The sequence below is a fragment of the Vibrio sp. L3-7 genome (assembly GCF_963898195.1).
Taxonomy (GTDB): Bacteria; Pseudomonadota; Gammaproteobacteria; order Enterobacterales; family Vibrionaceae; genus Vibrio; species Vibrio echinoideorum.
In genome coordinates this window covers 27,625-46,111 of the sequence record NZ_CAWQUW010000006.1, presented here as the reverse complement: position 1 = coordinate 46,111, position 18,487 = coordinate 27,625, and the positions used below count along the sequence as shown (strand labels likewise).

The following is an 18,487-nucleotide window of genomic DNA, read 5'->3' as shown; positions in this document are numbered from 1 at the left end:
ATGTTGTAATTGTAGATCATTGTTTTGTTAATATCTTGTCATTTATCCTCACAAGTAGTGTAGTTTTAGAAATATTTGTATAAATACCCCTTAAGGGCTAAATAGGATCCTATATTGTCTTAGATCAATAAATTACGAAGCGTTTGGTCACATATTGAATGGAGCTCTGTTTTTTGATGTGTGACAATAGGTTCTCGCTAGCCACTTACCTTTATCTAGGACATTGCTTTTGCTTATTAAACCGGTTTCATCTGTAACAAGTACAATAGCGAAATCATTGCTATTTATATTGCTTCTTTCGGTTGCTACCACTGGTTTTGCAATCTTCACATTGGCGTCTAGTCTCAACGACGCAGAAGCAGTTAACGTGGCAGGTTCTATGCGAATGCAGAGTTACCGTTTAGCGCATGATATTCAAATAGAATCAGTTGATTACGATTCTCACATCCATGAATTTGAAAAGTCTTTATATTCGCCTTCAATGGCCGAATTAGTCAGTTGGGATGTTCCTACGGACATAACGGAAGACTACTATTTGATTATTGGTCGTTGGCATGAACTTAAGCGTGTATTAAATAGCGAAGACCGAAAGCACTATTTAGTTTTGGTTGAAAACTTCGTCGCTGAAATTGATGGTTTCGTTTTCAAGTTACAAGAGTACTCAGAATATAAACTGATAAAGTTGGCGTGGGCTGGCGGATTTGGTCTGGGTGGTATCTTAGTCATATCTCTTTTTGTTGTTCATTTTGTCCGTAAGCAAGTTGTTAAACCTTTACATGCGTTAGTTCGAGCAAGTCAGAGGATCAAAAATAGTGATTTTGAGGTGCAATTAAAGGTCACGAATAATAACGAATTGGGTATTTTGACTAAAACCTTTAACTCCATGGCTAAGGACTTGGGGGTTCTTTATCGTAACCTCGAAGATGTTGTTGACGCGAAAACAATAGAGCTGCAAAACGCAAATCAATCATTGCAGGCGCTCTATTATTCCTCACAAGAATTGACGGTTACACGTATCGCTCCAGAAAATTTTAGGGCGATTCTGCAGCATTTAGTTAGCCTTGAAGGCATTGAATCGTTAAGGCTAGAGATCGTCGATAATTCAGGTCGTTCATTGATTTTGGATGAGGGTTACGACCCGAGTCAAGATTATGAAAAGTTTGAAATGAAGCTTGATGATAATGAACTCATTTTAGGTTACCTCTATTGCTCATATCACCATGGGCACACAACAAAGGTGCTTATTGAAAGCTTTATTCAACTGTTATCGAGAGCAATTTATTATAATCGTGCTCAGAAAAAAGCAGAACAGCTGATCATCATGGAAGAACGTGCGACGATCGCACGCGAACTGCATGACTCTTTAGCTCAATCACTCTCGTATTTAAAAATCCAAGTGACGCTATTGAAGCGTGTTATTGGTAAACTACCCGAACATAAGCACCGAGAACAGTCCGAACAAATAGCATTAGAAATCGGCAACGGTTTAGCCGATGCCTATACTCAATTAAGAGAGTTGCTCACTACGTTTAGATTAACGATAAAAGAGGGTAACTTTGGGGACGCTTTGAGCACAATGCTCGAACAACTCAGTGAAAGAACGGATGCAAAGATCAATCTAAACAATAATCTTTCATCCATTGAACTTGATGCTCATAGCCAGGTTCATTTGCTTCAATTGATTCGTGAAGCAACAATAAACGCCATAAAACACGCCAATGCCGATTTGATAGATGTATGCTGTATCGATGAAGACGGTGAAGTACTCGTCGTGATTAAAGACAATGGAGATGGCTTTGACCCAAATAGTTCGAAGATGAACCATTACGGGATGAGCATTATGCAGGAGCGTGCGGCAAGACTGAATGGCGAACTAACGATTGAAACGGCGCAAGGTAAAGGCTGTACAGTCATATTAAAATATAAAAGTTTGAAGGAAGTTAAAGTTGACGATTTGTAAAGTAATGCTGGTTGACGATCATCCATTGATGCGCAGAGGTATAAGCCAATTACTGAGCTTTGAAGATGAATTCGAAGTGATTGCAGAAGCAAGCAACGGCACTGAAGCGGTCGCTCTGGCGCATGAAGAAGAGCCTGACTTGATCCTACTGGATCTTAATATGAAAGGCATGTCTGGGCTCGATACCTTAAAGGCTCTTCGTACCGATGGTTCAAGCGCTAACATTGTCATTTTAACTGTTTCGGATAGCCCTGCAGACATCGAAGCTATTGTTAAAGCGGGTGCTGATGGCTACTTGTTAAAAGACACTGAACCTGATGAATTAATTGAATTGCTCAAGCAAGCACATAGCGGTGACAAAGCCTACAGCAGTGTGGTTTCTCGTTACTTAAACGACGCAGACAGCCGCAATGACATTTTTGACCAATTGACTGAACGTGAAATGCAGATCCTTCAAGAAGTCGCAAAAGGTTACCGCAACAAGCAAATCGCTGACCATCTGTTTATTTCTGAATCGACAGTTAAGGTACATATGAAAAGCTTGCTTAAAAAGCTACAAGTTCCTTCTCGTACTGCTGCAACGGTTTTGTATCTAGAACGCTATGGTGACATGAAGTAGGGCTTGTTCCTTTGAAATGAAACTATTTCAAGCCGTACTGCTTAATTTCGATGCTTAATGATGATGCATAGTAATGATGCTCAATTCAAATTGCGATAGCTTTTCTTGAAACCTGAACCTGGAACTCATATAAGCAAATAGAGACACTAAAAAGGCGCTGAACTTATTAAGTTCAGCGCCTTTTGTTTAAGCATTTTATATCTGAATTATCATGTCTATTATACTGAGAATTAAGCTGCCATTGGTACTAGAACAAGCGTACCGAAGATCACCGTAATAAGACCACAGATTACTGGTACGGAAGTACGTTTAACGACTTCAAACGGGCTGATTTTACCCATGCCAGATGTCGCTACAATCACGCCAGAGACTGGAGAAATGGTACGGCCTAGGTTCGATGCTTGAAGCATTGGGATGATTAGGAACGCAGGGTTCAGCCCCATTTTAGCCGCAAGTGATGGTGCTAGTTCTACGAAAGCATAGAAAGGTGCGTTACCAGAACCTGTCGCGATAGCAGCAGCAACCGTTAGACCCGTAAGGATTAGCATTAACGCGATGCCGCCTGCGCCAGCTGATTCAGCAAGACCGATTAGGTTATCAATTGCACCGATAGACATTAGGCCTTGAGCAAATACGCCCGCCGCAACCAACAGCATTACCACGCCTTTGAATGCTTCTGCCATGCCTTGGTAGCAAGAGTCTAGATCTTCTAATGTTTTCTCACCGTCGAACTTCTTCACAACGTAATCGATGATAGCGCCCACAAAGATAGAACCGACGACGATGGTGTAGATATCAAGTGAAAGGCCTGGAATAGTACGACCGTTAAACAGGAAAACACCGATGATTGGTAGGAATGGCAGGGCAGCGTAGAAAGCGGGTGCCGTTGTTTCAATGTCTGAAACGTCTACTTTTTCCATTGGTGTGTTTTCTTTCTTATCCAGATACTTGTTCCAGAAGAAAGCGGCCGCAGCCATCACGATGATTGCACAGATAGAAACAGGTAGTACCGTTTGAACGGCAAACACATCAAGAGACATTCCTGATTTTTCAGCTGCAATAACAACGTCACCAGACGTTGGTGAAAGAATGATCGCTGCAGGTGAAGCACAAACCGCAACCGCCGCCGGACGAGAAATACCCATTGCCGTCATCATTGGGAATAGGGTTGCCATAAGTAGCACACCCAAGCCAGTTGCAGAACTTACTGCAAGTGACATCAAACAAGCCACAATGTATGCCGCAACTAACAGTACATAAGGAGACTTAATAGCAGCAAGCGGTTTAGAGAACTGTTTGACTACTACGTTGTTTGCGCCAATGTGCGTCATGTAAGAAGCAAAACCACACAGAAGCATGATTTGCATGCCTAAGCCGCCGCCACGGTACTGAAGCATGTACTTAACGAATTCTAGTGAGTCGGTAACCATGTTACCTGTAGAAGCGACCTTAGCTGGTAAGACTGTGTGACCAATAAGGCCAGTAATAAGAAGTAGGGCAAGGCCAGCAGTTAGTAATACGCCTGCTGCTTTATAGCCTTTAACAATAAAGTAACCAACAGCGATGGTAATCACTAATCCGATCAAGAGCTCTAACATAGAAATCTCCACAAAGTTTAAAAAATATAAGAAAGTGTTTCAGAATATGACAATGAATGTACAGAAAACTGCACTGTGGCACGAGGCATAGTTGAGGTTGATATGATCTAAAACAAACATTTTCTTCGATGTTAATTGTGGTTGTAAATCATGAATAACTACTGTTGTTTAGATGTTAATAAACAAATTATATCACTCGCTAGAATATAACTTGGATCACTTTTGATGTGAAGGGTTGCATATTAAGGTTTGGATTTATAAATTTGTGACTTTTCGGGGCTAGCGAGAATAATCATAAGGAAAGGGGTATTTTCACATTAATATTGAGCATTTAATGAGCTAACGCCTACTTGATTAAGAAAATAAGTAGGCGTCAGAGAAAATTGAGTCGGTGTGTAAAAGCATAGGTTTATTCGTCAACTTAGCGTATTGATTGAAGCATAGTTGTCGACCGATATAGCTGACAGTCAAAACGATTAGTTGATGTTCAATTCAGGAGCCGAATTCGAGTAAGCTGGCAGATCAGCACAGATTACTTTTTTACAGAAATGAATCATTCCGCGCTGAGTGACCAATAACAGTTCTTCATCATTTAATGGGATATAAGTCATGGCATCCGAAGACAACACTGCACCTTCACTGATCATTACCTTTTCGTAAAATGTGAGTTCTCTATTTGGCATGATCTGTTCATGTTGAGTTTCGTCTAACGAAATATCGTGTTGGGTAACCACATAAGTGCCTGATGATGCAAAGCCAGCTTCTTTGGTTGAGACATATAACAACTCATAGCTGTTATTTTTCTTAAACTCGATGTTAACGGCAGCCTGATTGTAAATGATTTTTTCTGGCGGATTGACCACCGAGGCTGTGTTGGCCAAATAATGACCTTTAAGGTGAGTTTGAGGAATAAGGGTTGTCAGCCAGCCGACTAAAATACCGATTATGGCGATGGCAACGAAGATCTGTTTTTCTTTATTCACAAGTAACTCCTTTAAATTCACTAGGGAAGCTCAAAGATTTTCCTGAATTATCGATGATGATTTTTCGACCCTTATATTCGTAAAGAGTGACGTTGTAGAGTTCTTTAAAAGTGAACTCGTCTGATTCTATTTTGCAGGAGATAAAATGTTGACCTGTAAGATCTTCACCTAAGCTGTTTCTATCTAAATAGGAGAACAAGTAATGGGATAAACCCGTGGTAACCACAAATAAAGCAATGAGTGCTAATACATTGTTTGTTTTCTTTGTATGAACTGCTTTTTCTGTCGTTGTACTCTCTTTTACAATGTTTTCGGCTTGCTGTTGAGCTTCTTGTTTTAACTGCGATTGAATTTTACTAAGCGCGCGTTGCTTGTCTTGGGTTACTTGGCCTGCAAATCGATAGCCTTTACCACGTTCAGTAACGATGATCATTCCACTCTTGTCTTCCAAAGCTTTTCGGCAGATAGAGATGGTTTGCATTAAGCTTCCATCTTCAACGTATATACCTTTAGAAACCCACACTTGTTCGATCAGAACTTGGCGAGTGATTACTTCATTCGGTCGAGAGATAAAAAACTTGAGTAGCTCTGATTCATTCGAACCTATTGGGTATGTACGACCTGTCTTAAAGTGATGGATTTCACTCTCTTCTAAATTGACTTGTATATCATCATTGATAATAAATTCAGCAGACATCTGGGTTCTCATTGTTGTAAGCGTTCTAACCTAAATATAACAAATGTTGCTACAAATATAAACTCGCTGACTTTGTCTCCTTTGATATTTAAGTTATTGAATAAATTTATTTTATTCCCCTATTTAGATTCCCTTATAAACCTTTTTGAGGTTGTTTAATGCGGTTTCAGGTGCTTGGTGTCAGTTGCTATTAGATCATTAACTGGTGACGCTGATTTAGTGGGTGTGGGTAAAGTGCTCAAATTTCTTACGTAGTTCTATCAACGTGTCATTCCATCTCTGTGTTGCCTTGCTCTCTGCGAATAAAAGTCGAGTTTACCTCCGACTCAATCGGCAACTCAAATAACGATAAACGCATGACCACACCAGTTAAATGCGAAAGCTACGAAGGAGCTGTTTTGAAAGAATTCAATAAGCCATATCTATGTGGGCTAATGACGCTTGCCTTACTCGGCTGTCAGTCTGAAGACTCGACTCAAGAACCTGTTTCAGTTTTGGTTCCTTACAACCTTAACGAACTACCAAAACCGAACGATGGCTATGGGTATGACGAGGACAGAACTATTACCGGAGTCGGTGAACACGCTGTGACTATGTCATCGAAGAATGACGCCTATTATCAGGACTACAACAATTCATACGCAGCACTAGATGGCTGGGGCCTTTGTGCAGAACCGATTTTAATTCCTCTACAAAGTGTTAATTCCGATAAACGTTATGCATTAAACAACCAAACTTTGGAAGGAAACGTTGTATTAATTGATGAGTCATCAGGTTTGGAAGTTGATACTCAGATATCGGCTGACGGTTCAAATATTAAAATTCAATGTGAATCAGGTTTAGTCGCTAGCACGACGTATTCAATTGTCGTTACTGATGGAGTCAAAACAGAGTTTAACGAACCTTTAAAAGCGGATTCTAGCTTTGATAAATTAATATACTCAGAGACACAGTTTGAGAATGACAAAGAGCAAGATCTTCATGTGCAGATAATTAATGCCGTTAGCTCATATGAAGAGTTATATCCGGGTAACGGTCTTCCGGTATACGCTGCTCAATTTAAAACTCAGAGCGCTTATTCTCCAATTGATGCAATGAAAATTAATCATGAATTATATGGAAGTTCGTTCATTGGCACTCGAACTGAAGTCACGGGACTAAAACCAGATTATGACTTATATACAAAGACGCTGAAAATACCATTTTACTTGCCATTTACTAAAGAAAGGGAAGCTGAGTGCATCGTCGATGAGTTTGATCCGAAAGAAAATTGCCCTCCACTTTATGAATGGATTACCAACACTTCGGGGGGCTTTCCTACAGCAGATAAATCTATGCCTCAAATAACTGAGGACCTTGAGATAACAGCTGATATTTATGTCCCAAATAATTGGGATTGGAGCAAAGGCGAAGAGTTGCCGACCGCGATCTTTATCCATGGTGTTACAGCTGAGCGTGGCACCGCTTCTTTGATGGCTAAAGATTACACCACAAAAGGCTATGCCGTTGTTGCGATTGATATGCCATATCACGGGGAACGAATGCGGTATGACAACACCGACCCAGACGGCGATGGTCCAGGAAAAGGAGTAGAAATCAGTGCCAGAGCAAACAAAGCGTTTTTCATCAACATCGATTCGCCATTGGCACTGCGATCTAATCTTCAGCAATCAGTGTCTGACTTTTTGGGTCTTCGCTACGCGTTGAGCCAAGAACGTTGGGTGAAAAAAGATGATGTGCACTTAATTGGCCAATCGCTGGGCGGCATCATGGCTGTGATGGTCAGTGAATTTAGCCAACTTAGCCCTGACTTTCACTCTAATTCAGATTTTGAATTTAGTACGGTGAACTTTGTTGTTCCGGGGCAGGGACTAACGAACTTGGTCTTGTCTTCTCAAACCTTAGGCCCTGAAATGTCCGAAGGAGTTAAGAAGTCTCCAGATGTTCAGAGAGGCATTGCTGAAACGGTAATACCTGATACCTGTACAGTAGAAGCAACAAATCAACAATGTATTGAAGAACTTCGAGAGTTCGTCGCACTTTCATCTGATAACGCGCTGCTTGTTAGTCAGTTAGAGAATGACATCTTCGATTTAGTTGTGACTGACCTTAAACAAGGGGTTCAAGCAACAATTGATAGTTCAGACCCTGCTAGTTTCATCTCTCGTCAAGTTAAGGCTGAGCAACCGACTCTTTTGTTAGCTGCCGTGGGAGATTGCGGAGAAACCTGTGATGTTGGCGTTGATTATGTGCCGGATAGTGTAATTCCGAATACTGATCCAGATAACATTCGCACAGGTACTGAACCACTTATTACAGCTCTTGGATTAGACCCAATAACAGGCACATCAGAAAATACAAATGTTAAGCGTGGAGCGGTAAGAACCACAACTGGTGGCCACGGTACGTATTTGTTTCCTTATGAAGGCCCCGTTGATGAAAATGGCTTACCGGGTACACCGGGTGAAAACATGTCAGACGTGCGTGAAGCAGTGGACACTCAGCAAGTTGCCGTTGCTTCCATGGTAATGAGTGACGGTTCAGTCGTCGTCATCAACAACGAAGATCATATCGAAACAGAGGTGCCTCAAAATGAAGAATAAACTTTTATTGGGTACTGCAGTTGCTCTTGCTCCTTGCCTGACTAACGCGGCCGGTTTTCAACTTAACGCACAGTCCGCAACAGGGTTAGGTCGTGCATTCGCGGGTGATGCTGTGATGGCCGATAGCGCTGCGATTGTTGCTAAGAACAGTGCTGCGATGGCTTACATCGAGCAACCAACACTCTCTGTCGGCGCTATCTATATCGATAGTGGTATTGATGTGTCTAGTGTTAGCTACACGCCAATGATTGGTGATACTGAAATGTTGGATGACCAATCATTAGACGCAGGGACATTAGTTCCAAACATTCATTATGTTCATCCTATCGAAGATTCAAAGTTCACATTAGGTGCGACGGTTCACTCCAACTTTGGCACTGATGTTGAATTTGATAACTCGTTCGAAGCAGATGAGTTTGGGGGCAAAACGGCGCTTTCCAGTATCAACGTTGGCTTTGCTGTGGCTTATGAGTTGTCTGAAAAAATCAACTTAGGTGCAGGGCTTGACGTTATTTACGGTGAAGGTGAGATCTACCGTCAGGGCTTGTTGAATGTAGATGCGGACGGCTTTGGTTTGGGAGCCAACATTGGTGCGACTTATCAAGTGAATGAGCGAAACAGGTTCGGTATTTCTTATCGCTACAGCCCTGATATCGAAGTTGAAGGTGACATCACTAAAGCAGGCGTTTCTGCTGACAAAATGAACGTCCCGTTACCTGATACTTTGGAGTTTTCCGGTTGGCATCAACTCAACGATCAGTGGGCTTTTCACTACAGCCTGCAATGGGTGAATTGGTCTGAATTTGACTCGCTAACATCTGACTCTTATGACGAATCGATCAAAGAGTATCAATGGAAAGATGCAGGACATGTTTCTGTCGGTGGTACATACACCATGTCAGAAGACATCGTTTTACGAGCGGGCTACATGTACGACATATCGCCGACCGATGAACTTACATCCTTGTCTATTCCTGATGTTAACCGTCACTGGCTCACAGTCGGAGGGACATATAGCTTCACGGCTGCCAGTTCTGTGGACGTTGGAGTCGGATTTATCATCGGAGAATCACAAGATATTGACGAAAACCTGACGACGATTCCAGGAACGAGTTCCAATATAAGTGCTGATGTGACTGCCGATGCTCTCTTGCTTGGTGTTCAATATCAGCATCGTTTTTAACTTTTACTTTGGAGTTCAGAACGTAAAAATTTAGGAATCATATAAAAATTGCCGGGCTCGACAGTGAGTTGAGCCCTTTTCTCATTATTAGCTGTTTTAGCATTATTTAAATAGCTGGAAGCTCATTAAGTAAGAAATAGCTGCTTAGAAAAACGTTTTAATTCAGACGAATTCAACGGTTATGGTTATTAAAAATGAAATTTACAAAGCTTAGTAAAACAATCTGTCTGGCACTGTTTACCTTACATATCTCTCCATCGTTTGCCCAAGACTCTAACTTGATTCCTGTGACTATCGAAAAAGCGCACAAACAAGCATTCACTTCTTCAATCAACGAAGTTGGAAAAATCAGGGCAACGGACTCTGCTGCATTGACATTTAGTGCCTCCGACAAAATTCTCAACATCCATTTCAAAGATGGAGATTCAGTTAAAAAAGGCGAACTGATCGCTCAATTGGACAATACCAAAGCGAAAGCTGATTTAGATAAAGCAAGAAGCTCGCTCGCGCTAGCAAAGTCGAAATTAAAGCGAGTACAAGAATTACTAAAGAAACAGCCTGACTCTATGTCTCAACAAGATGTGGAAGAACTGGGAGAGCAGGCGAATCTAGCAGCCGCGGATTACCGACAGAAAGAAGCGCTGATGAATGACTATTTATTGGTAGCGCCATTTGATGGGCAGTTAACTAATTTTACCCACTCAGTGGGCAGTAAGATTGATAGCGCAACCGCGTTGGTGAGTTTGATCAAACTCGATCCTGTCGAAGTTCAGTATTCCATTGGACAGTCGGATTTAGGTAACGCGCAGCTTGGACAGAACGTTTCCATCCAAGTTGATGCTTTTGTCGATGAAGCCTTTTCAGGCGTAGTGGATTACATTGCCCCCGCGGTGGACGAGAGTTCAGGCCGTGTAGAAGTACACGCGCACGTAACCAACCCAGACCATCGCTTGGTTCCAGGTATGTTTGCCAAAGTAAGCCAAATGACGAGCGAAGACACAACGCAGATGGTGGTTTCCCAAAATTCCGTTCAAGCAAAAGATGCTGAGCGCTTTGTGTGGGTTGTGAATGGCGAAAAGATCGAACAACGCATTGTTGAATTGGGCGTAAATACTAACGACGGATACGTTGTTGTCGAGAAAGGCTTGAAACTGGGTGATAAGGTCGTAGTGACGGGACAACAGAACCTAAAGAAAGCGTCTCTAGTTAAGGTAATGAACCCTAATGCGGAGCAGAAAACGGTTGAGCTAATAACGGAACCGACAGACAAAGAAAACACTCAGCAGATTGTTGAGCCTAAAGTAGAAAAGAGCGTAACAAAGGTGGATGAACCACATCCGGTAGAGCCTTCGGTTGATTGGACAGATGCATCGAAAGATGTGGACGAAGCGATCAACGAAAACACCGAGCAAGCAGAGGCAAGCGCGACTGTTGAGCCGTTATCGAGCGAAACCCTAAGCCAGGAAACTTTAAGCAAGGAAATCCAAAGTAAGGAAACCCAGAGCAAGGAAGCCGTAACGAAGGAGAATCTGAATGAAGCTTCCTGAGATTTGTATTAAGCATCCAGTTTTTGCTTCAGTACTGAGTATCGCAATTGTTTTATTTGGCATGCTGTCATTTCAGAAACTATCGATCCAATATTTCCCTGAACATAAAACACCGTCAGCGACCGTAACCGCGGCGATTAATGGTGCGAGCGCAGAGTTCATGTCACGTAACGTGGCCGACAAACTGATTACCGCTGCAACCGGTCTCGACAGTGTGAAAACCATGACGACGGACTGTCAGGAAGGTACGTGTAATCTAAAAATCATCTTTGAAGATGACATTGATGATGTCGAATACACCAGTTTGATGAACAATCTGCGCAGCAGTGTCGAAGCGATTGGTGATTTCCCGCCAAGTATGACGGATAAGCCAACGGTAACGGATGACTCTTCTGACACCAGTATGCCCAGTAACATCATCACTTTTGTCAATACTGGCAAGATGTCGAAGCAAGATATGTACGACTACATTAGCCAACAGGTTGTGCCTCAGTTTAAGCATATACAAGGCGTTGGCGGTATTTGGGGACCGTACGGCGGCAGTGAAAAGGCGGTGCGTGTTTGGCTTCAACCCGATCGCATGATGGCGCTTAACATGAGTGCATCGGATGTAGTTGGTACATTAAGCTCATACAACGCGACATTTACCGCGGGTACTATCAAAGGTCAGGTGAGAGATTTCTCTATTAACCCGGTCAACCAAGTGACCAGTGTTGATGATGTGCGAGATTTGGTGATTCGTGTTGATAACGGCAAGATCATTCGTGTAGGCGATATTGCAGAAGTTAAAATGGGAGAAGAAAGCCTAACCCCGAGTATTCTTCGAGTCGATGACAACTTAGCAATGTCGATTCAGGTACTGCCACTGAAAAGTGAAAACCCAGTGACTGTTGCCAATAAGGTTAAGAAGCAAATAGATGTGATTCAGCCTCAGTTGCCAGAAGGCATTGAGATGAAGATGGTCTACAACCAAGCTGATTTCATTAAAACCGCAATTGACGAAGGTTTCATGACTTTGGTTGAGGCGATTGTTCTTGTTTCAGCCGTTGTCGTGTTGTTCCTTGGTTCAGTTCGTGTGGCGTCTATTCCTATTATCACGATCCCAGTCTGTGTGATTGGTGTGTTTGCAGTTATGCATGTGCTCGGGTTTAGTATCAACGTGCTGACTATCTTGGCCATCATTCTTGCGATTGGTTTAGTCGTCGATGATGCCATTGTAGTGGCTGAAAACTGTTACCGACATATCGAAGAGGGAGAAACCCCTTTTAATGCGGCAATCAAAGGGTGCCGAGAGATCGTCTTTCCTGTGATAGCGATGACGCTGACTTTAGCGGTCGTGTATCTCCCTATTGGTTTGATGTCGGGCTTAACCGCCGACCTATTTAGACAATTTGCTTTCACGTTAGCTGCAGCAGTGATCATCTCTGGGTTTGTGGCTCTAACGCTCTCACCCATGATGTGTGCTTACTTAATGAAGCCAGTTACAAAGCCGGCAAGGTGGTACAAAAAAGTTGATGCGAAGCTGAATGTTCTGTCTGACTTGTACACCAAGGAACTTAGCAAATGGTTTGAGCGTAAAACACTGATGAGTGGTATTGCCTTGGCATTGATTGCTCTATCTGCTTTGGCGGTTTGGACAATGCCTCAAGTGTTGCTTCCAACGGAAGATACTGGTTTTGTTGAGGTCACTTCAACGCCTCCTACAGGAGTCGGACGTCAGTATCACCTAGACAACAACGAGCAACTAAACAGTGTGTTCAAAGGTGATAATTCAGTAGAAGCAAATTTATCTTACATCGAAGGGACTCCGACCAATCACGTTTTATTGAAATCATGGGGCGAGCGTGACCAGTCAGCTGATGAGTTGGTGAACGAGTTTATCGCTAAAGCGCAAAGTTCGGTCTCTGCTTATGGCATGTCTTTCAAGGTTCGCTCGGCAGATAACTTGAACATTGCCACTAATATGATCCTAGAGTTAACGACGGTTAACCGTGATACCACCGTATTGTCGGAAACGGCGAATGAGGTGGTGGAGGCGCTTGAGAGTTATGAGGGCGTGACCAACATTAAAAATTCGATGTTGCGTGACCAATTGCGTTATGACTTGTCGATTGACCGCAATGCTATCGTATTGTCTGGTGTGGATTACAGTAATGTCACCAATGCGCTATCTACTTTCTTAGGTTCAGTGAAAGCGGCAGATTTACAAGCCGATGATGGCTATACGTACCCAATTCAAGTTCAAGTAAATCTTAGTGATCTTGGCGATTTCAAGGTGCTCGATAAGCTGTATGTGGATTCACAGTCGGGGCAAAGGCTTCCTTTGTCTCAGTTTGTTTCGATCAAACAAGTGACATCAGAATCTAACTTTAAGACGTTTATGGGTAAAGACAGCGCTGAAATTACCGCAGATTTGATGCCCGGATACACAGCGAGCGATGTAAAAGCTTATATCGACGACACGGTGCCGAGCTTGTTAAAGCCCGCACAGAGCTACGAGTTCAATGGAATTGTAAAAGACCTCGTTGATTCAACAGCCGGTGCACAGGTGTTGTTTGTATTGGCGTTAATTTTCATCTTCCTGATTTTGGCGGCGCAATTTGAAAGCTTTGTCGACCCAATGATCATCTTGCTAACGGTTCCGTTGTGTATCGTGGGTGCGATTCTGACGTTATCGATCTTTGGCCAAAGCCTTAATATCTACTCAAAAATCGGCTTGCTTACTCTGGTTGGGCTAGTGACCAAACATGGTATTTTACTGGTGGAATTTGCTAACGAGAAACGTAAATCGGGTGCAAGTGCTCAAGAGGCGGCGATCAGCAGTGCGCGTTCAAGATTGCGTCCTATCTTGATGACATCACTCACCATGATCCTCGGTTCATTGCCACTGGCACTAGCGGATGGTCCGGGTTCATTAGGCCGTATCAATATTGGTTTAGTGTTGGTCGGAGGTTTGACTGCCGGAACCTTTTTCTCACTGTTCTTAGTGCCAGTGGCTTACGTCGGTATGGCGAACCTAAAACAGATGGACATACTGACTCGATTGAGAACGAAATCCGCATAAATCGCCATATAGATTGACGAGTCAATGGAAGTGAAAACTAAAACGCGCCTACCATGAACCATGGTGGGCGCGTTGTGTATTTTATTCTCTCAATTGCCGAGAAAGGCTAAGAGAGTTTGTATCATTTAACATGGTACGAAACTGTCCAGAACGGTACGAAGCTGTCTAGAACCGTACGAAACAGTCTAGAACGGTACCCAACTGTCATGTACTACTGTTGGTACCATCCAACGTTGATGCGCATCTATAGGCTCTGGTAGCGAATTGTGGTGTGGTATTTGTCCACGATCACCATACAACCACAATACCAAGTTTGAACGTTCACCACTTGTTATCGGCAGCGCCGCATGGGCAACGTTTCCTCTATGAATCATAGCGACACCGGGCGTAAATGTCGTTTCGTTCATCTTACCCGTAGCTGGATCATAAAAGTTAAGTTCTGAACCTGAAAACTCTTCATCAGGCATATTTACGTTAATGTTGAGCGTGACAGAAGACGCATCAGAATGAAGGCGTAAAGACGTGTCTTTGTTCGCTTGATACTGAATCGAGAACCCAAAAGTTTGCGTATCGTATCCCATGATTTCTGGGAACAATAAACGAGCGATAGGACGCATGTAGCTGTCGAGTAAATCTCGGTAAAACGCTTGGAAACTTGGCGCGGCTAAATAACCTTCAGAGCGGCTGTCTAACATTGCTCCACCACGGTTAAGCACTATGCCATATGGTGGGCGTAGCGGGATTTGAGCCTTGGATACTTCTTCTAAGTAATCGCGCAGTCCGGCCAAACGCTCCGGGTCAAAGAACTGGAATTTAAATACGCCAGGTGAGACTTCTTCGAGCAAGTCTTGTACTGCGATTTCTTTCGTTGGGTCTTGCCATGCTTGTTTAACGGCTTCACGCAGACGAGAGTCTAATATTGAATCATCGAAATTCAGTTGGCTGCCTTCGGCACTCACTTCCCATTCTTTCCAAGCCTCGCTGAACAAGCCCTTATTGTTGTCCCAAAACTGTTGTACAGAAGGAGCTCGTTGAAGCATCGCTTCTCGTGTTGGTAAATCGATGGTTCGTGCGCGCTCTAGTTGATTAGATAACATAATGTGTTCGCTCCTTTTGTTTGCTTGCGACCAATCTATTACACCAAGGTTTGGAGATAAACGGGGCGCTGGGCAAAACAGAATTAACGTTTTCTATATAATCAAATAGCGGCTTAGCGGTTCTGCTTAAGTAAATAAGCGGCCGGAATAGTTAGTGATGAACAAATTGCGGAGTGATGGGAAGCTTAGACGAACATGCAAATCCTTTTGCATGTGCGATGGGGGAAGCGTTATTTAGAAATCGTAGTTTAGGTTCATTGAGCTGTAGATTTCGGCGTTACTTTGGTCTGACGCAACGGTGGTGTTGTAGATGTATTCGGTATCAAAAGTTAGCGCCAAATTACCCATCAAGATATTCTTTAGATAGCCTTTGAGGTTGTAATTGGTGTTCTCTTCACCGTAAGCCATGTTAGCCGTTGCCCCCATAGAAAACGTTTCTGTAAGGGTTAATGATCCATCAATATTGGCATTGACGATCAGTTCATAGTTCTCTTTGTTTGGAAACTCTTCATCAGAAGACTGTCGTTTACTGATTCGGTAACCCGGACCGGCAGATCCTTGGAGTTTGATTCTTTCAGTATCATAAAAATGGCGACCCAGCCCTGTAGCTGTTATGAATTGCTTACGATAAGTACCAAAGTGATCGTGCTCAAAACGTGTTGTCGCGACCAAATAGGTGACTTCGTTCAAGTCATAGCTAATGCCATAATTGGTGGTATAACGATTAGTACCATCTTCATCGTTTTCAGCATCGGTATAGTACGTATCGAACTGAATACGTTGTCCCCAGTTTTCTTTTTTATAGCCTACCGATATACCTGAGTTGATAGATAAAGATGAGCTGGTGTTTTGAGAGTAGATAAAGCCCAGTTTGGTTAACGTAGTGAAGGGCGACTCGTCTTCTTGTTCCGATTCCGACTTTTCTGCCAATATCGCTTCGTCTAGGAAGGCTTGCTCTTCTGTAAGCTCGTGTGGTTCTGTAAGCACAGGTTCTTCAATTGAAGCTGCTTCTTCCTTCAGTACCGTTTCTTCAGCGGATACCTGCACAGACAGAACCATCGCGACTAAAGGTAGCGGGTTGCAATATCGTTTGCATAGAGCGGTCTTTCTTAATGGATGTGTTGTTTTTGAAATAGCGTTTGTCGACATAATTGTTAGGTATATAAAGTGATGTAACACGACCAACCAAAGGTTAGTCGTGATGAGTAGTCAATGATTTAACCGAAAGATCGAGTGAGTTACGACGCGATAGGCAAAGGAGAGAAGATGGTTTTAATCGCAGAAAACCCGTTGCCTCGATGAGGGTTGAAATCTTCAATATGTACAAAGAATTCAAGAATCTCAGAGGGCTTGTCATCCTCAATCAATAAGAATTCCAGTAATCCTTTTTCGATATGACACGAAAGAATAGTTTCGTTGGAATGGTCTGCTGAAACTTGTTCAACATTGATCACGACGCTTGTCTCGGGTAAGACATTGAAAGAGTCCAGCGCACATTTAAGAATACAGCTGCACACGTACTCACGATATAAGGCGTTACTTTCAGAAAGGGATAGGGTCTCTAACTTTACTTCGCCTTGGCACAACACCTTTTTCTCTCTAGGGATGACGTTGTGCTTATTAACCTGAATGTTGACTTCTAAGAGGTGACCATTCTTGTAGGTATTAAAGTTGTGGTTTATCAGCTTGGTGTCGACCACTGTCGCGTTCATCGGGTTCTGCTGAGCTTCAGAAAGGGCAGACAGCTTTGCTTGGCTATCGTTATTTAAAACGCCTTTCGATAATTGATTGCCTTTTGCCCAGTAGTTGTAGTTCTGAACCCAATGTACAAATTCAGTTTTGTATTGTTCGATGTCTTTTTCTGCTGCTCGCTCAATATTCGTGGTGAGGGTGTGCAACTTAGATTTGTTACCCAACAGCATATCCAGCCAGTATGGTTTGTATTCATCAAGCGCTTCCATGGCTTTGACTTTATGGTCGAAGCGAACTGTTGGCATTGTCGGCGCGGGTTCCATAGCAATAGATTCCCAGTTCACTTTTGGTGTCGGAAGGGTATGGACTGATTGGATTAAGTGCAGATGCTGGTTGAACAAAGTCACCTCATTTACCGCGCTCTCAAGTTGTTTAGTATTCATCTACATTCCTGTGACTGTTGTTTTTGTAATTCGGCGTTTATTTTATGGCCAAATGACACTCGGAATATTTCAATGAATGTGAATGATCTTTCGTGAGGTTGTTTGATATTGGTTTAGGAATATTTGTAGTGGTAGCGTTGGGGGGGATCGGTTAGGGAATGAGGGTTTTCACAGAGGACGGGCGTCCTCTGTGTTAGTCATAGCGTTACTTGATTGAGTTTTATCTTTGGCGTCTTGCGACCAAAGTGAATCGGTAATCGTTTGATGTGAAGTAGTTTCGGCTGTATTCAAATACCGTGTTATTGGCAAGGTAACCACGAGTGCGCTTTTCAATAATCGGTTGAGCTGGGTCGATATCTAATTGTTTAGCCACGTCTTCAGGTGGAAGAATCGGAACCAGTTCTTGCTCACTTCTATCAATCACCATGCCTTTGGTGTTTTCAATAAAGTCGTATTTTGATGTTTGCATTACTTGATAGGTAAGATCCGGGAATAGGGCAACTGGCAACCAGGTTTCTTCAACCGTGATTGGGCTGTTGTCTATGAAACGGACACGCTTTACGTAGAAAACCAATTCGCCTTCTTTGATATCTAGATGTTCAGACATTGCCAAAGAGCAGGGTTTCATTTCAAAGGCTAAAACCTCACTGTGCGTTACCACATCCAAATGCGCCCACTTTTCTTGAAAGCTAGACTGCTTATAGATGTCGTAATTGATTTTGTTCTCTTTCACGTAAGTACCGCTGCCTTGAACGCTTTCAAGCTCATCATTTTCGATTAATAGCTTAAGTGCTTGCCTTACGGTGACACGGCTTACAGAAAAGACTTCACGCAACTGAGCTTCTGTCGGGAGTGCTTCGCCAACTTTATATTCACCTAAGCTGATCTTTTCTCTTATTGCATCTGCGATTTGGCGATACATCGGGAGTCTTGCCATTTTTGCCTCATTTGTACGCTAGAACAACTAGACTTTGTTTAAGAACCTGTACCTTAAACGCGTA

Annotated in this window: 13 protein-coding genes; 6 read left to right on the top strand and 7 right to left on the bottom strand. The window is 42.8% G+C overall.

All coding sequences use genetic code 11. The features are described 5' to 3' along the window. Window positions 1-229: 229 nt before the first annotated feature. Both narQ and AACW75_RS06345 read left to right on the top strand, forming a co-directional pair. On the top strand, window positions 230-1,960 hold the full coding sequence (narQ, locus tag AACW75_RS06350) for a nitrate/nitrite two-component system sensor histidine kinase NarQ (RefSeq protein ID WP_017076058.1): 1,731 nt from the start codon (window positions 230-232) through the stop codon (window positions 1,958-1,960). Then, window positions 1,947-2,579: a response regulator gene (locus tag AACW75_RS06345; RefSeq protein ID WP_017076057.1), complete on the top strand. Its 633-nt coding sequence runs from the start codon at window positions 1,947-1,949 to the stop codon at window positions 2,577-2,579. The genes narQ and AACW75_RS06345 overlap by 14 nt, the downstream gene beginning before the upstream one ends. Window positions 2,580-2,809: 230 nt before the next feature. Here the strand turns inward: AACW75_RS06345 and dcuC are convergent, their stop codons facing one another. The 3 genes from dcuC to AACW75_RS06330 all read right to left on the bottom strand — a co-directional run bounded on the left by dcuC (window position 2,810) and on the right by AACW75_RS06330 (window position 5,857). Then, window positions 2,810-4,177, bottom strand: coding sequence for an anaerobic C4-dicarboxylate transporter DcuC (gene dcuC / locus AACW75_RS06340; RefSeq protein WP_016785306.1), 1,368 nt, complete (start codon window positions 4,175-4,177; stop codon window positions 2,810-2,812). Window positions 4,178-4,653: 476 nt separating this feature from the next. Next, the gene (locus AACW75_RS06335) at window positions 4,654-5,160 is read right to left on the bottom strand and encodes a hypothetical protein (RefSeq protein WP_145570773.1); all 507 of its coding nucleotides are present in this window, start codon (window positions 5,158-5,160) and stop codon (window positions 4,654-4,656) included. After that, window positions 5,153-5,857, bottom strand: coding sequence for a winged helix-turn-helix domain-containing protein (locus tag AACW75_RS06330; RefSeq protein ID WP_145570775.1), 705 nt, complete (start codon window positions 5,855-5,857; stop codon window positions 5,153-5,155). The genes AACW75_RS06335 and AACW75_RS06330 overlap by 8 nt, the downstream gene beginning before the upstream one ends. A 356-nt stretch (window positions 5,858-6,213) precedes the next feature. On the opposite strand from AACW75_RS06330, the gene AACW75_RS06325 reads away from it, so the two are divergent. The 4 genes from AACW75_RS06325 (at window position 6,214) to AACW75_RS06310 (ending at window position 14,254) form a co-directional block, all read left to right on the top strand. Next, entirely contained in the window at window positions 6,214-8,460 is a 2,247-nt protein-coding gene (locus AACW75_RS06325; protein WP_145570778.1) for a lipase, read from the top strand. After that, window positions 8,450-9,643, top strand: a complete 1,194-nt coding sequence (locus AACW75_RS06320; protein ID WP_145570780.1) for an outer membrane protein transport protein — start codon at window positions 8,450-8,452, stop codon at window positions 9,641-9,643. Before AACW75_RS06325 ends, AACW75_RS06320 begins: the two co-directional genes overlap by 11 nt. 194 nt (window positions 9,644-9,837) lie before the next feature. Next, window positions 9,838-11,190, top strand: a complete 1,353-nt coding sequence (locus tag AACW75_RS06315; protein ID WP_237297687.1) for an efflux RND transporter periplasmic adaptor subunit — start codon at window positions 9,838-9,840, stop codon at window positions 11,188-11,190. Further along, entirely contained in the window at window positions 11,177-14,254 is a 3,078-nt protein-coding gene (locus tag AACW75_RS06310; RefSeq protein WP_145570785.1) for an efflux RND transporter permease subunit, read from the top strand. The genes AACW75_RS06315 and AACW75_RS06310 overlap by 14 nt, the downstream gene beginning before the upstream one ends. 185 nt (window positions 14,255-14,439) lie before the next feature. On the opposite strand, the gene AACW75_RS06305 is transcribed toward AACW75_RS06310, so the two are convergent. The 4 genes from AACW75_RS06305 to AACW75_RS06290 form a co-directional block, all read right to left on the bottom strand. Further along, the gene (locus AACW75_RS06305) at window positions 14,440-15,351 is read right to left on the bottom strand and encodes a 2OG-Fe(II) oxygenase (protein WP_145570787.1); all 912 of its coding nucleotides are present in this window, start codon (window positions 15,349-15,351) and stop codon (window positions 14,440-14,442) included. 234 nt (window positions 15,352-15,585) lie between these two features. Continuing rightward, entirely contained in the window at window positions 15,586-16,410 is an 825-nt protein-coding gene (locus AACW75_RS06300) for a DUF481 domain-containing protein (RefSeq protein ID WP_102447735.1), read from the bottom strand. 179 nt (window positions 16,411-16,589) lie between these two features. Then, window positions 16,590-17,486: a hypothetical protein gene (locus AACW75_RS06295; RefSeq protein WP_017076047.1), complete on the bottom strand. Its 897-nt coding sequence runs from the start codon at window positions 17,484-17,486 to the stop codon at window positions 16,590-16,592. Between the two features lie 220 nt (window positions 17,487-17,706). After that, window positions 17,707-18,423, bottom strand: coding sequence for a GntR family transcriptional regulator (locus AACW75_RS06290; RefSeq protein WP_017076046.1), 717 nt, complete (start codon window positions 18,421-18,423; stop codon window positions 17,707-17,709). Between the last annotated feature and the right edge of the window lie 64 nt (window positions 18,424-18,487).

Coding starts and splice junctions, on each gene's coding strand:
- dcuC (WP_016785306.1), bottom strand. CDS start 4,177: ATGTTAGAGCTCTTGATCGGATTAGTGATTACCATCGCTGTTGGTTAC.
- AACW75_RS06330 (WP_145570775.1), bottom strand. CDS start 5,857: ATGTCTGCTGAATTTATTATCAATGATGATATACAAGTCAATTTAGAA.
- AACW75_RS06325 (WP_145570778.1), top strand. CDS start 6,214: ATGACCACACCAGTTAAATGCGAAAGCTACGAAGGAGCTGTTTTGAAA.
- AACW75_RS06320 (WP_145570780.1), top strand. CDS start 8,450: ATGAAGAATAAACTTTTATTGGGTACTGCAGTTGCTCTTGCTCCTTGC.
- AACW75_RS06315 (WP_237297687.1), top strand. CDS start 9,838: ATGAAATTTACAAAGCTTAGTAAAACAATCTGTCTGGCACTGTTTACC.
- AACW75_RS06310 (WP_145570785.1), top strand. CDS start 11,177: ATGAAGCTTCCTGAGATTTGTATTAAGCATCCAGTTTTTGCTTCAGTA.
- AACW75_RS06305 (WP_145570787.1), bottom strand. CDS start 15,351: ATGTTATCTAATCAACTAGAGCGCGCACGAACCATCGATTTACCAACA.
- AACW75_RS06300 (WP_102447735.1), bottom strand. CDS start 16,410: ATGGTTCTGTCTGTGCAGGTATCCGCTGAAGAAACGGTACTGAAGGAA.
- AACW75_RS06295 (WP_017076047.1), bottom strand. CDS start 17,486: ATGAATACTAAACAACTTGAGAGCGCGGTAAATGAGGTGACTTTGTTC.
- AACW75_RS06290 (WP_017076046.1), bottom strand. CDS start 18,423: ATGGCAAGACTCCCGATGTATCGCCAAATCGCAGATGCAATAAGAGAA.